Genomic DNA, 13,910 nt, shown 5'->3' with positions numbered 1-13,910 from the left:
AGGCTGCGCGCGGAGTCCTGGCGTCGAATGGATTCCCGTGCCAGCGGATCGCCGGCGCTGCGGGTCACTCGTCCGGGCGGTGGGGCTTTTTCAGTCGGAGCTGGGTGAGGTCGGGGTCCTGGACCTTGGGGGCTTCGACGTTGGCTTCGCGGATGGTGTCGTACACCTCGAGGCGATGCACGGGGATATCGCGTGGGGCTTTGATGCCGATCTGCACCTGCTCGCCTCGGATGTCCACGACGACGATCTCGATGTCGTCGCCGATCATGATCCGCTGGTTGACCTTGCGGCTGAGCACGAGCACGGGGCTCCCTCCGCACCCCATCATACGCGAGGGCCTCGGGGAGGCGCAACGCGTTTCCGGACGGGAGGCGGAGCAGCCGCTCAGGCCGGCGAGATGGGGTCGGCGGCCACGATCCGTGCCGGCTCGCTGAGCCAGCGTGCCGCCACGGCCCAGCTCTCCAGCTCCTGCAGCGCCTCGACCCAGCCGGCCTCGAGGAGACGCTCGCGCAGGGAGCGCAAGGTCTCTTCCGTATCGGTACTCGCAGCGAGCAGCGCCGCGGTGCTCCTGCAGAGCGCCTCGTGCTCCCCACAAGCCGCATGCGCGAGGCAGAGGTTGCGCAGCACGGAAGCCTGACCCGGATGCTGACGCGCGGCGCGGGCGAAGGCCTGGCGCGCCTCGGACCAAAGGCCGCGGCGCTCGAGGAGACAGCCCAGGTTGTTCCAAGCCTCGGCATCTTCGGGACGGAGCTGGCAAGCACGGCGCAGGCAGTGCTCGGCCTCCCCGAGCCGATCCTGGAGGAGCGCGACCACCCCCAGCTCACGCAACGCCGGGGCGTGCTCGGGATGGCGGTCGAGCAAGGTGTAGAGGTAAGCGCGGGCCTCGTCGAACTCCCGCCGGCGGCGATGCCAGAGAGCGATCTGCTGCACGGCGAGATCCAGTTCCGGAGCTTGTTCGAGGGCCATCTCCAGGAGCTCCCCCGCTTCGGCCAGCGCTGCTGTGGGCTCGCGGCGGAGCAGAGCCCGCGCCAGCTCTGCCGCGATCACTGGCTGCCCTGGTTCCGCTTCCCAGGCCTGGCGCAGGGACCGCACCGCTCCTTCCTCCAGGCCCAGACGCCATTGTGCGACACCGGTTCGCAGGTGCACCGTGGCGTTCGCGGGTGCGGCGCGCTCGGCGGTGCGCAGGTAAGCGAGGCCGGCACGCCAGAGCCCGTGTTCACAGAGGAGCGCACCGAGGAGGCCGGCGTCCGCCGCGGCACCGGTGTCGAGGAACTGCCGCAGGGAGAGAACGACCCGCAGGGTGACGCGCTCCGCTCGCCGTGCCTCCGCTTCCAGCTCGCGACGGTGATGCACGATCGCGACGGCCGTCGCTCCTGGCGTGGTCGCGGTCGCTGGTTGCAGGGATTCGCCGCTCCGGCCCTCGTAGCGGAGCCCGCGCTGCGGCCGCAGCAGGCGCGGCTGCAGCTCCGAAACATGGCCGTGCAAACCGAGGGAGGCGATGTCCGCGGGAGCGGTGCCCACGTAACCCAGGGCTTCGAGGTCGCGGGTGTAGGTGCGGATCTCGAGGGGCAGCGCCGTCTCCGCCGGGCTCGCCTGATGCAGGCGAGCCCGCAGGCGGGTGCGGTGGCTGGTTTCGAAGCGCTCGTCGGCGTCGAGGACGAGCACCCAGTCGGCGCGGAGGCGAGAGAGCGCCGCGTTGCGCGCTGCCGCGAAGCTCTCCTCCCAGGGCACGGTGAGGCATTCCGCCCCGAGGGCGGCGGCGCGCTCCACGGTGCCGTCCCGTGAGCCCGTGTCGCAGACGGTCACGGCATCGACACAGCCGTTCAAGCTGGCGATGCAGTCGTGGAGTTGATGGGCTTCGTCGCGGGTCAGGATCAGGGCCTGGATGTGCAACGCTGCCTCCGGGTCGGGCGACGGGCCGCGGCGGCGGCCGCGGGGCCCGAGCCCTTTAGAGGTTGGACTGCACGTAGTGTCCGAGGCGTTCGCGGAACTCGGGCGTCGTGTCCATGAAGAAGCAGGCGACCTCGTAGCTCGGCACGTCTGCCTGCTCTTCCTCTGGTTCGATGCGGACGACGACGCCGCGCACGTCGAGCCTTTCGGGCCGGCCTCGACCGTGCTCTCCGGAAAGCAGGATGCGCAGCCCGAGCACGGTGAGCGGCGCCAGGTAACGGCGGCTCTTGAAGTAGACGCCGTTGGCGCTGATGTTGATCGTGTTGCCTACCTCGCTCTGCTCGCCGTCTTCCACGGTGAGCTCGATCTGCAGGCGCGCGGGCAGGCGTTGTTCGCGCCGTGTGTCTTTCGCGACCTTGTGCTGTCCCATGCCGCACTCCTCCTGCGCGAGCGGCGTCCTCGGGCGCGGGCATGGAGCCCACGGCCGGGTCGCCCGTTCGTGTCGGGAGCTCGGCAAGAGACATGCCGTGCGCCGATGACGGCGCTCGAGCGCCACCCGTGCGGCTTCGGTGCCGATTACTCGGCCAGACAGAGGTCGATCTGGCGCCGGTCTGGATCGACCCGGACCAGGCGGACGCGCACGGACTGGCCGAAGCGGAACTGGCGTCGGGAAACGCTGCCGCGTAGAAGCGTGCGCTGGGGATCGGTGCTCCAATCGTCGGCACCGAGCTGGCTCACGTGCACCAGGCCCTCGGCCTTCCAGTCAGGAAGATCGACGTAGAAGCCGAAGTCGGTGATGGTGGCGATGAATCCCTCCGTGTCCTCTCCTACCCGCTCGGCGAGGAACTCGCAGATCTTGAGCTTGAGCGAGGCCCGCTCGGCATCGGCGGCCCGCACCTCGCGCTCCGAGGTGTGGTGGCCGAGCGCCGCGAGGTCCGAGCCGGTGCGAACACCGTCGTCTTCGCCGCCTGGCCGGCGCTTGGTGAGCAGCCGCTGCACGAGCCGGTGATTGTAGAGGTCCGGGTAGCGGCGGATGGGCGAGGTGAAGTGGGTGTACTTGGCGAAGGCGAGGCCGAAGTGGCCGCGCTGACGAGGGTCATAGCGCGCCTTCTGCAAGGAGCGCAGCACCTTGTACATCAGGTAGCGGCGTTCGGGGCGCCGCTCGATGGCGCGGAGGAGCACCTGGTAGTCGTGCTGCGTGGCGGGGTTCTCCGGCGCCCAGACGATCCCGAGCTTCTTCAAGAAGAGCCGCAGCTCCTCGCTGCTCTGGAACTCCGGCTCGTCGTGGATACGCCAGAGAAGCGGCAGCCCGGCAGCGGCGAGGGCGCTCGCCACCGCCTGGTTCGCCTGGAGCATGAATTCCTCGATCAGTTCGTACGATTCGAGCTCCGGGCGACGGGTGATGTCGACGACGCGCCCGCGAGCGTCGTGCTGCACCCGGTACTCCGCCGTATCGATGTCGAGTGAGCCGTGGGCGAAGCGCCGCTCTCGCAGCAGCCGCGCCAGGTGGCGCATGTCGAGGAGGGCGGCGCGGACGTCTGCCTGCAGCGCCTCCCACGGCGCGAGGCCGGGCCAGGGGGACTCGCCGCTGTGCTCGCTGTCGAAGGTGGCGAAGTGGGTGTGTTCCGGCTCGTCGCCGTGCAGCATGGCCTCCGCTGCTTCGTAGGAGAGCTTGACCCGCGAGACGAGCATCCCCTGCGCCAGACGCCGGTCGCGCAGCACGCCGTCGCGGTCGAAACGGAGCAGCGCTGACTGCACGAGCCGCGGCACTCCCGGGCGCAAGGAGCACACGTGGTTGGAGAGTGCTTCGGGGAGCATGGGGACGACGCGGTCCGCCAAGTAGACGCTGGTGGCGCGCTGTTCCGCCTCGAGATCGGCGGTGCTTCCCGGCGGGACGTAGTGCGCCACGTCGGCGATGTGCACGCCGAGCTCGAAGCCGCCGTCCTCGAGCCGGGTGATGGCGACGGCATCGTCGTGATCCTTGGCGTCCACCGGGTCGATGGTGAAAGCGAGGAGCGCGGTGAAATCCTCCCTCCCCCCCGGCACCGTCGTGCCCGGAGGCCGGGTCGCGGTCACGCTGTCTTCCACTTCCGGCGCGAAGCGTTCGGGGAGGTCGAACTCGGCGAGGAGGGCGCGGGTGCGAACGCCCGGCGTGTCCACGGGTCCGAGGATGCTGTCCAAGGTGCCGTAGAGCTCGCCGTCGCGACCGTGACCGGTGATCTCGAGCAACGCCTTGTGACCTGCCTGCACCGGCGTCGGGAGCAGTGGGCCGGTGATGCGGATGTCGCGCTGGATACGGTCATCGTCGGGGACAAGGAACCAGGCCGAGCGCTCCTGGACGAGGACACCGCCGAGGCGCCGCCGGCCGCGCCGCACCACCGCTTCCACCACCGCCTCCAAGCGGCCGCGGAAGCGCCGGAGCCTGGCCCGCACCACGTCGCCGTGCACGGCGTCGCGCATCATTTCGCCGCGGATGCGAACGTCCGGGGCACCGTCACGGATGAGGAAGGCGAAGTCGCGCCGCGTGCCCTGGATCCGCCCCACCACCTCGAGGCTCGGGCTCACGGTGCCGCGGGCGCGCGGCGTGCGCCGGAGCTTGCCCTCGGCGCGCAGGCGGCGGACGATGGCTTTGAGTTGGCGGAGATCGCGACGGGGAACTTGGAGGGCTTGGGCGAGGTCGCGCAGCCGCACCGGCCCGCCCCTCTGCGCGCAGTAATCGAGAATCTCCTGCTCCGAGAGCAAGCAGCGCGCTCCCTGGGGGCCTCAGGCGGCACGAGCCGGCCGCGACAGAGCGCGGCCCGGCTCGAACGCGCCTTAGCGGATCTTCTTCTTGTGGCGATTGGCGCGACGGCGCTTCTTGCGCTTGTGCGTCGCGATCTTCTTGCGCTTGCGTTTCTTCCCGCTGGGCACGCTGTCACCGCCTCTCGCACTGGGTTGGTTCCGGAGAGCCAGGGTGCCAGGGCTAGCGCCCCCGCGCGCCGCGCTCAGGCAGGGATCGAGGCGCTGTCGCTGTTGACCTTGTCCTTGAGCTCGTTGGAGGCCTTGAAATAAGGCACGAGCTTCGTGGGGACGTCGACGGCACTGCCGGTGCGCGGGTTGCGCGCCCGGCGCGAACGCCTCTGCTTGACCTTGAAGCTGCCGAACCCCCGCAGCTCCACCTTGTCGCCACCGCTCAAGGCCCGGCTGATGTTCTCCAAGATGCCGTTCACGACGACGTTCGTGTCCTTCTTGCTCAAGCCTGTGGTCTGGGCGATGGTCTCCACCAGATCGGCCTTGGTCATCCGGCATCCACCTCGCACCCTGGCCGCGACGCTTGCCCCGGCCGGTGAATGGGTGATCGTGCCCACAAAGCGGCGCCACCCATCGTTACCAAACCGGCTAGGGCCTGTCAACCCCTTGTCGCTTCTGGGATTGCCGCGCCGGTGGGGGCCCGGTCCCGGACCCCCCAGTGACCACCGCGTCGACGACGCCGACGACGAGGGTGCGCACTGGGCCGCGCGGGTTGTCGAGTACCTGGCTCGCGCTCGCGCCCTCGTCGAGGACGAGCACCCAATCCCCGACGCCGGCATCCACGACGTCCACCGCCATGGTCACGCCGCCGAGTGGTCTGGCCTCGAGATCGTGCGGTGCCACCAACAGCAAACGCTGCCCAGCGAGTGCCGGATGTTTGATGGTGGACACCAGCGTTCCGACGACACGGGCGATCTGCATGGCTGCCCTCGTTCAGGGAGTGTGGGGCGCAGTGCTGCCGCCAGTGCTTGCCGGCGGTGCACCAGGAAGGTTGTCGGCACCGAGCGCCTCCAGCGTCACCTGATCCACGATGCCCATGATGGTGCGGTCGCTGGGATTCTGCTTCTCCGGGAGGGCGTTGGCGGCTTCGCGTCCCTTTACGTAGAAGACCCAGGTGTCCGGGCCAGCGCCGGAGAGATCGATGGCCGCGAAGACCGGGCCATCCGGTTCGAAGGAATACGTCATCGGCTGCACCAGCAGGAGGCGTTGACCACGATGCGACGCGTGTTTCACCGTCGCCACCACAGTGCCCACGACCTGGCCTAAGTACACGCCTTCCCTCCGGAACTCGACTCGGGATGTGGCCTTGGCTCGCAGCAGGCAGCGCCCCATCTCAGGGCGCGACGCGCTCTGTCGCCTCAGGCGGAGTCGGGAGCGCCTCCCGTAGCACCCTCGCTCGCCTCGGGAGGCCGCCGCACCGCCTGCAGCAGTCGCGCCGCGAGATCCGGGTGCGGGTTCGGGATGATCCGCACCGCCACCAGGCGGCTCGTGGCTTCGGCGCCACCCCGCGCTGCCTCCACCGCTGCCTGCACGTCGAAGAGCTTTCCCGTGAGCGACAAGATCGACTTGCCGCCGATGCCCCGCGCCAAATGCAGCTGCAGGAGCTGCACCGAGGCCGCCTTGGCGGCCTGGTCGGCGGCGACGACGCCGGAGGCCACGCTCGAAGTCTCCACCAGACCGAGGGCGCCGATCGCTGCCGCGCCGCTCTGATTCCGGATGGCCGGGAACACCTGCGGGTGCACGAAAGGAATGAGGAGCCAGTCGAGGACCTGCTCGGGGGCCGCTTGGCGTCCCGCCTGCACGCTCGATTCCACCGACGAGGGATCGCCGTGTACGAGGACCACGTACTTCCCCGGAGTCACCATGAAGGTGTCGATGAACTGCACCGGCGCCGCCTTCACCATGACGTCGGCGACGTCCACGCCCCAGGCGATGGACTGCAGCTCTACGAGCCCGATGGCCTCGATCATGCCTCTCCCCGTCCGTTTCTCCTCGATCGACCCCTCAGACGATGCGGAAGTGATCCACGAGCGTGCAGCGCCGATAGCGGGAGAAGTGCCGGGCGTTGGTGAGCCCTTCCCCCGTCGGGCTGGCGATGGTGAAGCTGGTGTACCCCTCGCCGCCGAGGCCGAGACCGGCATAGGACGGCCCGTTCTTGACGAAGATGGAGGTGTTGATGCGCCTCGCCATCTCGGAGAGCTTGTCGATGTTTCGCGACCACATCGTCGCCGTGTGCCCGAAGCCGTGTTCCACCTGCACGGCGAGGTCGATGGCGGCGTCCACGTCGCGCACCGGCACCACGGGGTACACGGGCATGAGTTGCTCCGTCCACACCAGGGGATCGTCGGGCTCGGCCTTGTAGATGGCGAGGCGCACGTCGTCGCCGGCGTGCACACCGATGCGACGGAGGAGCACGCTCGCGTTCTTGCCGATCAGGTCGCGCTGGATGACGCCGACCTTTCCCGGGCCGCGGTCTTCCGCCAAGACGTGCTTGCGGAGCTCGGCCGCTTGCGCTGCGGTGAGCAGGTAGCAGCCCGCCTTCACCATCGCGTCAAGAAGCGCGTCCACCACGGATGCGACGCAGAGCGTCTCCTTCTCCGAGGTGCAGATGACGTTGTTGTCCAGCGACGCCCCGGCCACGCTCTCCCGGGCGGCTTTGACGAGATCGGCGGTCTCGTCCACCACCACCGGCGGGTTGCCCGGACCGGCGGCGATCACCTTCTTGCCGCTCTTGAACGCGGCCTGCACGACGCCGGCGCCGCCGGTGACGACGAGGAGGCGAATGCCGGGATGCTGCATGAGCTGCTGGGCCGTCTCGATCGTGGGCTCGGCGCAGGAAGTGAGAAGGTTCGGCGGGCCGCCGGCCTCGACGATGGCGGCATTGAAGAGTGCGAGCGTCCGTTGCGTCACCCGCTTGGCGCCGGGGTGGGCGTTGAAGACGATGGCGTTGCCGGCAGCGATCATGCCGATGCCGTTGTTGATCACCGTCTCCGACGGGTTCGTGGACGGCGTGATGGCGCCGATGACGCCATACGGCGCCGGCTCGGTGATCATGAGCCCGTGATCCCCCGACCAGGCCTCGGGACGCAGGATCTCCGGTCCCGGGGACTTGTTGGTGACGAGAAGGTTCTTCTGCACCTTGTCCGCGGCACGTCCGAGGCCGGTCTCCTCGACGGCGAGACGGGAGATCTCTTCCACGTGGGCGCGCATCGTGCGGCGCACCGACTCGACGATGGCATAGCGCTGCTCGAGGGAGATCTTCTGGTAGGTCTGCTGTGCCTCACGGGCGGCAGCGAAAGCGGTTTCGACGTTGGGGAAGGTGCCGGAGGCTGCGCCAGCGGACGGACCCGCAGCGGCGTCGACGTAGGCGGCATACTTGCGCTGTCGCGGCGGCTCGCGGTCGAAGCGCTTCCAGCCACCCGCCTCGCCGCGCTGCTCTCGCAGCTTCTGCAAGACGTCGCCCGCGATGGCGTCAATGCGCTCCTGCTCCAACTCCGCCTCCCGGCTCCGGCCGGATCCGGCGTCCACCGGGCCGAAGGCAGCAGCCTCGGGCGGCGGACGAACCCACGAGACGGCGGTTCAAAAAGCCGCCTCCACCGCGGGTCTTCGAGGCGCTAGCTCGTCGGGCTCTCCCGCTGCGCCTTGTCGTAGGTGACGCGGCCGCCGATCGCGACCGTGTCGACGATCGCCATGATGCAGGCGTCCACCGGGCGATCTTGAGTCTGCTCGGTCATGCGCGCCGAGCTGCCGGCCACGTGTAGGACGACGTCTCCCAGACCGGCCCCGACGGTGTCCACCGCCACGGCGTAACCGCCTTGCGGGCGCATCTCGGCGTCGACGTTTCGCACCACGAGGAACTTGAGCCCCACCATGCGGGGGTCCTTGCGGGTGGAAACCAGAGTGCCGACGACCTCGCCCAGCTGCACTGCGCGCCCCTACTTCTTGCGCGACGCCACCGCGTCGCCGCCGATGGGCAGCTGCTCGTCGAGTTGCTGGTGCGGCCTCGGGATGACGTGGACGGAGACCAGCTCCCCCACCTTGTTGGCGGCATTGGCGCCCGCCTCGACGGCGGCCTTCACCGCGGCCACATCGCCGCGGACCACGGCGGTGACGAAGCCGCCGCCGGTTTTCTCGTAGCTCACGAGCCGGACGTTGGCGGCCTTCACCATGGCGTCGCTCGCTTCGACGAGAGCGACGAAGCCGCGCGTCTCGATCAACCCCAGGGCCTCCGGACCATTCATAAGCTCCTGTCCTCTCTATCGCTTGCGCTCCGCCGATCAAGCCATGCTGGAACGAAACGGCGCTTGTCACCAAGCGCGCCGGAAGTTAGCAGAGGGGTGCTGAGAGTGTCAACGAAGCGAATCGAGCCGGAGAATCGGATCGTTTCAGGATTGCGTGGGGGCGAACAGCGGTCGCGGGTCCGGCGGAAAACCGGCGCTGCGAGGAAAACGCGGCGGCGCGCTGTGGGCCCTTTCACAGCGCGCAGGTGGGCGAAGATGTGGGAGTCGGGCGGAAACTGCAGATGGCCTGGACAGGGCGCTGAGTGCCGCGTTTCGGTTCTTTTGGAAAAAATCGCCACCGAGTTTGCCGCGTGCCAGCACGATGGTCGAGCAATCATCCTTAATTGCCGGATCGCCTGACAAGTCCCGGACGACCCAGGAAGCGATTTTGACCACGTACTAACAAGCGCAGTGCCAGGGTGCATGCGGCGCTCCGACGAGCACCCGGGCCATCGTCGCAAGGTGTTGTCGAGAGTGGTGTTGCCAACTGCTGGTAGGTCCGTGGCAGCGCCCGGCGCTGGCAGCGCGCGCGCTCAGGAAGACCCGAACCCGGGCCGCTGCACCCAGGAACGGGAGGTGGCGAGCGGGAATCCGCCCAGTGCCTCACCGTCGCATGGCGACGACGGTTGCCCACGGGCGCAGAATTCCCGGCAGGGGCCACCGAAGGGTTGCGCTACCCTGTAGGGAGAGCGCTCACTCCGGCGCCCCAGCTCGACGTAGGCGGACTCGCATAGCGCCGGCAGTCTAGCCTTAGCCTAGCCTAGGATCTGCAGACCTCGCTTTGGACGGTGCACTCGACCCGGAGGCCCCGCATGCGCCGCATGACGTCGCTCGTTTGGCTGGGAATCGCGTTCGCTGGTTGTGGCCCCGTTGCAGCACAGCAAGTGGCCGATACGCTCTTCGTCCCCATGGTGCACGACCCTGCACATGCTGCCGGGAAAGGTCCGCTCGTCCTCGTCGATGCCGCGCACCATAACTTCCACACCGCGACGGGACGCTACGAGCCTTTCGCCCGCACGCTGCGTGCGGACGGCTACATCGTGGAGTCGAACACGGAGCGCTTCACACGCGCCGGGCTCTCGCGCGCCCGAGTGCTCGTCATTGCCAACGCGCTGGCGGCCGAGAACGTGGAGGAATGGGTGCTGCCGACGCCCGCGGCGTTCGATTCCGCGGAGATCTCGGCCGTTAGCGCGTGGGTGCGGGACGGTGGCTCGTTGCTCTTGATCGCCGATCACATGCCGTTTCCTGGCGCCGCAGAAGACCTAGCCGCGGTTTTCGGCGTCTACATGTGCAACGGCTTCGCCATGATCGACGGCGGCGGCGACGGCCGCATGGACTTCTCGCGCGCCGCGCATACGTTGGCCGATCACCCGATCACGCGCGGCCGGAACGCGCGGGAGCGAGTCGAGGCCGTCCAGTCGTTCACCGGGCAGGCGTTTCGGCTCGTGGGCGGCGGCGAGGGCCTGATGACGCTCGAGCCGAACGTCCTGCTGCTCTTCCCCACGGTTGCGTGGCAGTTTTCCAAACTGACGCCGGTGATCAGGGCAGCGGGGATGCAGCAAGGAGCCGCGGTGCGGGTCGGCAAGGGTCGCGTCGCGGTCTTCGGCGAGGCAGCGATGTTCTCCGCGCAGGTGGTCGGTCCGAACCGGGACCCCATGGGAATGAACGCTCCGGCGGCGTCTCAGAACGCACAGTTCCTCCTCAACGTGATGCATTGGCTGGAGGGCTTGCTCTAGAGATAGCTCAGCCAAGCGGACTCGCTCGGCTCGAGCGTCCTCGCTCAGCTCGTGCGGCCACGCTCAACTCTTGCGGTCGTGGGCCGCGAACGCCCCGCGGAAGGCGGCCTCGTAGGCTGGCGTGAGCGCGCGGTCGCGACGGGCCATGACCGTGCGCGCCGTGTTCAGCGCGCGTTCGAGGTCGTACACCTCGATGCCCTCGGGGCCGCACCAGGAGAACGGCGGGATGTACTTCGGCGGGAAACCGGACATGGCGATCTGACTCGCCAGACCGAGGACGGTCCCGGTGTTGAGCTGGGTATCGATGGCGGTCTTCACGTGGTCCGCGGCGACGAGGCCAGCGAACATGAGCCCGGTGTCGACGAACTCCCCCACCTCCCACATGCGGACGTTGCCATAGTTGTTCTTGAGGTCGCTGTTGTTGGTGTCGGCGCCGAGGTTCACCCATTCGGCGAGAAAGGCGTGGCCGAGGAAGCCTTCGTGCTGCTTGTTGCTGAACCCTTGCACGATGCTGCCTTCGACCTCGCCACCGATCTTGCACACCGGGCCCAGGCTCGTGTTGCCCTGGATCTTGGTCCCGGCTTTGAGCAAGCAGCCCTCACCCACGTAGGCGGGGCCGCGCACCAGGACATGGGACTGCACCTCGACGCCGGCAGCGATGGTGATGGGACCGGCTTCGGCATCGAGGACGACTCCCGGGCGCAACCGCGCTCCCGCTTCGATGCGCACCGCGTCCGGTTGGAGGATGTGCACACCCGCGTCGAGGCGCGCCCCCGGGTCGATGCCGGCGCCCGGGCCCTGGGCGAAGTCATCCCGCAGCGCCGAGCCGTTCCGCTCGGTGAGCTGCCAGGCGTGGGCGAGCAGCGCCGAACCGTCGCGATTCCAATCGTGACGCGCGTCCCACTCGAGCATGGGAGCGGTGGGCAGGGCCGCAGCCATCTTTTCGCGAGTGGTCGCGCCTCGAGGACCGCCGGTTGTTGCGTCCAAGGCGTCGCGGAGCGCGGCTGCCAGCTTCGTTGCTCCAGCCGGGGCGCAACGTGCGAGCACCAAGCTACCCTGCACCCAGCCGGTGTACTCCGCTGCTGCGCCCGCCAAGAGGCGCTGCACGTCCTTGCCGAGGGCAAGAAGCCGCCCGTTGACGAAGACGACCTCGCCGGGAGCAAAGGAAGCGCCGGAAGAGAGGGACTGCAGGCCTGGGAGGGCGGTGTTGTTTTCTTCGACCAGCGTCGTGAGTTCGCGCCGGGGCAGCAAGACGACGTGATCCGCCGGCACCGCTCCCACCAAACGCTCGAGGAGTGTGCGTGCGCCGCAGCGCAGGTCGAAGACGCCGCGCACCTCGGTCAGGGTCGCGAAGGCGCGCTGTACCGAGTCTTCGAAGACGACGAGGGTGCGCACGGAATCCTCCACCCCGGGCCGGCGGGCGATCCGGTCACGCGGACGAGGGGTTCAGAGGTGAGAAGCGCGGGAAGGTGGTGGAGCTGACGGGAGTTGAACCCGTGACCTCTTGCATGCCATGCAAGCGCTCTCCCAACTGAGCTACAGCCCCACATCCTGGGAGAAATGGGATCGGGCCGCGCCGAAGCAGCCCGCGGACCGGTCGAAGCTAGCGGGCCCAGCATGGGAGCGTCAAGACCCGGTTGATGGCCGCCAGCCCACCTTTCTGCCTGACCGCGAAGCGCTTCCTCTGCCACCCGGCCGAGGTCACGGGCTCCAAGAATGGAACCGCGGAACGTCTCGCCTGCTTTCCCGGCACCTGCGCCTGCGTGTGTCGCCCACACTAGGGTACGGGCTTTCCTTCCACAAGCGTCTCACCAGGTTGGATCTCGTCAACCCGCCAGAGGAGCCATCCCTCCGGGGTCCTGACCCAGGACTCGCGCTGAACCACCGAGGTCCGCACTTCATGCAGCGCTCCGTCGCCCAAGCGCTGCTGCCGTAACGTACGCTGATGGACCATGGCGTGTGCGGTGTCGCCCACCAGCGTCAGGGCGGTGATCGTCTCGCTCAGGGAGTCGAATCGCGCGATGCGACCGATGAACTCACGCGTTCGTTTGTACATCCCCTCACGCGTGGTGACGTTCCCGTCCGGCGTAATCGTATGGAACGCCGGGTGTCTCAGGCGCATGACGCGGTCTGGGTCCCGGGCAAAGAAGCCAGCCTCGTTTTCTGCGTATTGAGCAGCAAGCTCACGCTTCACGACGGCCACTTCATCTTCGGCCAGCGCTGGGGTTGCGCGTCGCTCCTCGTGGCAGCCTACTCCGGCTGCAGCCACGACGAGCGCGCCACCGAGCGCCCAGCAACGGACTCTGTGCCCATGGCCTGTGGTTTCTAGCAGGGATCGCAACCGCAGAACCTCCTCGACGGCCTCACGAACTGCAATGATGAGATGGGAGGGTACTCCTCCAAGGTAGGCGATGGCGCTCCCGGCGAGCTGGAGTAGAAAACGGGCACAAAAGCAGGTACAGTTTGCGGCCGAAGGAAACCGGGCCCGTCCACCCGTTGAAAACGAAGCGTGCCGGAGTGGCGGAATTGGCAGACGCAACGGATTCAAAATCCGTCGAGGCCTAAACCTCGTGAGGGTTCGAGTCCCTCCTCCGGCACCAGCGCATTCCTTCATGCTTCAACGAGTTGCGTGGATATGGCGGTCGTTATCTGGGCGCGTTGACCTCTGCGAGGATGGTGGTTTGCCCACCATTTGCCCACCACCGGCTTCTTGGAGCGCGGACGCCTGCCCAACGGTGCCAGCGTAATGGGGAGGGACAAAACCTGCCGTCAGCATCGAGGCTTGACCCGGTTCGGCTACTGCTCTCCGCCTTGGTCAGTGTCCCGGGTATGCTTCGCAGAGCCGTGGCCTCGGTGCTTGCTCAACGGCTCTCGGCATTCGTGCACGACCCGCAGTGACCGTGAGGAGAGACCGTGAGGAACTTCTCGGCCCTAGCTATAGCTAAGGACTGAATGGAGCAGCTTGACGTTCGCCGAGCCGAGGTCTAACCTGAGTCGAAACGGACATGTCCAGGGGTGGCCCGTGAAATCCGCCTCGGTGCTTCCCGTGCTCGCAGCTCTGGGTCTTGCCTTTGCCCGCGCTAGTGTTGCGCATGCCGAGGGGGGGATTACCGGATCGGTCCTTCGTGTCGATGAAGGAACCTACCGCATTCAATTCATTGCGTTCTGGGTCCCAGTGCTAAATGAGGGATGCCCCGGCGACCCTCCCAGTGAA

Annotated in this window: 14 protein-coding genes and 2 tRNA genes; 2 read left to right on the top strand and 14 right to left on the bottom strand. The window is 68.0% G+C overall.

The features are described from left to right. Window positions 1–64 precede the first annotated feature (64 nt). The 11 genes from csrA to eutM form a co-directional block, all read right to left on the bottom strand. Window positions 65–304, bottom strand: a complete 240-nt coding sequence (csrA, locus tag VFE28_15730; protein ID HZM17444.1) for a carbon storage regulator CsrA — start codon at window positions 302–304, stop codon at window positions 65–67. Between the two features lie 80 nt (window positions 305–384). Next, entirely contained in the window at window positions 385–1,893 is a 1,509-nt protein-coding gene (locus VFE28_15725; GenBank protein ID HZM17443.1) for a tetratricopeptide repeat protein, read from the bottom strand. A gap of 55 nt (window positions 1,894–1,948) precedes the next feature. Beyond that, entirely contained in the window at window positions 1,949–2,320 is a 372-nt protein-coding gene (locus VFE28_15720) for a PilZ domain-containing protein (GenBank protein HZM17442.1), read from the bottom strand. Window positions 2,321–2,466: 146 nt separating this feature from the next. After that, a complete protein-coding gene (locus VFE28_15715; protein HZM17441.1) occupies window positions 2,467–4,632 on the bottom strand; it encodes an RNB domain-containing ribonuclease in 2,166 nt (721 codons plus the stop codon). 242 nt (window positions 4,633–4,874) lie between these two features. Continuing rightward, window positions 4,875–5,237, bottom strand: coding sequence for an HU family DNA-binding protein (locus VFE28_15710; protein ID HZM17440.1), 363 nt, complete (start codon window positions 5,235–5,237; stop codon window positions 4,875–4,877). A 31-nt stretch (window positions 5,238–5,268) separates the two neighbouring features. Then, window positions 5,269–5,601, bottom strand: coding sequence for a EutN/CcmL family microcompartment protein (locus tag VFE28_15705; protein HZM17439.1), 333 nt, complete (start codon window positions 5,599–5,601; stop codon window positions 5,269–5,271). 12 nt (window positions 5,602–5,613) lie between these two features. Next, window positions 5,614–5,952: a EutN/CcmL family microcompartment protein gene (locus VFE28_15700; protein HZM17438.1), complete on the bottom strand. Its 339-nt coding sequence runs from the start codon at window positions 5,950–5,952 to the stop codon at window positions 5,614–5,616. Window positions 5,953–6,038: 86 nt separating this feature from the next. Beyond that, on the bottom strand, window positions 6,039–6,650 hold the full coding sequence (locus VFE28_15695) for a BMC domain-containing protein (GenBank protein ID HZM17437.1): 612 nt from the start codon (window positions 6,648–6,650) through the stop codon (window positions 6,039–6,041). 34 nt (window positions 6,651–6,684) lie between these two features. Further along, window positions 6,685–8,172, bottom strand: coding sequence for an aldehyde dehydrogenase family protein (locus tag VFE28_15690; protein ID HZM17436.1), 1,488 nt, complete (start codon window positions 8,170–8,172; stop codon window positions 6,685–6,687). Window positions 8,173–8,294: 122 nt separating this feature from the next. Further along, window positions 8,295–8,606, bottom strand: coding sequence for a EutN/CcmL family microcompartment protein (locus VFE28_15685; GenBank protein HZM17435.1), 312 nt, complete (start codon window positions 8,604–8,606; stop codon window positions 8,295–8,297). 9 nt (window positions 8,607–8,615) lie between these two features. Beyond that, a complete protein-coding gene (gene eutM / locus VFE28_15680) occupies window positions 8,616–8,921 on the bottom strand; it encodes an ethanolamine utilization microcompartment protein EutM (GenBank protein HZM17434.1) in 306 nt (101 codons plus the stop codon). 851 nt (window positions 8,922–9,772) lie between these two features. On the opposite strand from eutM, the gene VFE28_15675 reads away from it, so the two are divergent. Then, complete coding sequence (locus VFE28_15675) at window positions 9,773–10,696, top strand: DUF4350 domain-containing protein (GenBank protein ID HZM17433.1); 924 nt, start codon at window positions 9,773–9,775, stop codon at window positions 10,694–10,696. A 63-nt stretch (window positions 10,697–10,759) separates the two neighbouring features. Here the strand turns inward: VFE28_15675 and VFE28_15670 are convergent, their stop codons facing one another. The 3 genes from VFE28_15670 to VFE28_15660 all read right to left on the bottom strand — a co-directional run bounded on the left by VFE28_15670 (window position 10,760) and on the right by VFE28_15660 (window position 12,899). Then, a complete protein-coding gene (locus VFE28_15670) occupies window positions 10,760–12,091 on the bottom strand; it encodes a putative sugar nucleotidyl transferase (GenBank protein ID HZM17432.1) in 1,332 nt (443 codons plus the stop codon). 75 nt (window positions 12,092–12,166) lie between these two features. Continuing rightward, a tRNA-Ala gene (locus VFE28_15665) sits at window positions 12,167–12,242 on the bottom strand. A 231-nt stretch (window positions 12,243–12,473) separates the two neighbouring features. Beyond that, the gene (locus VFE28_15660) at window positions 12,474–12,899 is read right to left on the bottom strand and encodes a nuclear transport factor 2 family protein (GenBank protein HZM17431.1); all 426 of its coding nucleotides are present in this window, start codon (window positions 12,897–12,899) and stop codon (window positions 12,474–12,476) included. A 308-nt stretch (window positions 12,900–13,207) separates the two neighbouring features. Here VFE28_15660 and VFE28_15655 point away from each other — a divergent pair. Then, window positions 13,208–13,296, top strand: a tRNA-Leu gene (locus tag VFE28_15655). Window positions 13,297–13,910: the final 614 nt, after the last annotated feature.

The sequence above is a fragment of the Candidatus Krumholzibacteriia bacterium genome (genome assembly GCA_035649275.1).
Taxonomy (GTDB): domain Bacteria; phylum Krumholzibacteriota; class Krumholzibacteriia.
The sequence above is the reverse complement of the archived record's forward strand: the minus strand, read 5'-3'. Positions and strand labels throughout refer to the sequence as shown.

Bases quoted from the DNA above. Each gene is read 5' to 3' on its own strand.
- VFE28_15720 (HZM17442.1), bottom strand. From the start codon at position 2,320: ATGGGACAGCACAAGGTCGCGAAAGACACACGGCGCGAACAACGCCTG.
- VFE28_15705 (HZM17439.1), bottom strand. From the start codon at position 5,601: ATGCAGATCGCCCGTGTCGTCGGAACGCTGGTGTCCACCATCAAACAT.
- VFE28_15695 (HZM17437.1), bottom strand. From the start codon at position 6,650: ATGATCGAGGCCATCGGGCTCGTAGAGCTGCAGTCCATCGCCTGGGGC.
- eutM (HZM17434.1), bottom strand. From the start codon at position 8,921: ATGAATGGTCCGGAGGCCCTGGGGTTGATCGAGACGCGCGGCTTCGTC.
- VFE28_15675 (HZM17433.1), top strand. From the start codon at position 9,773: ATGCGCCGCATGACGTCGCTCGTTTGGCTGGGAATCGCGTTCGCTGGT.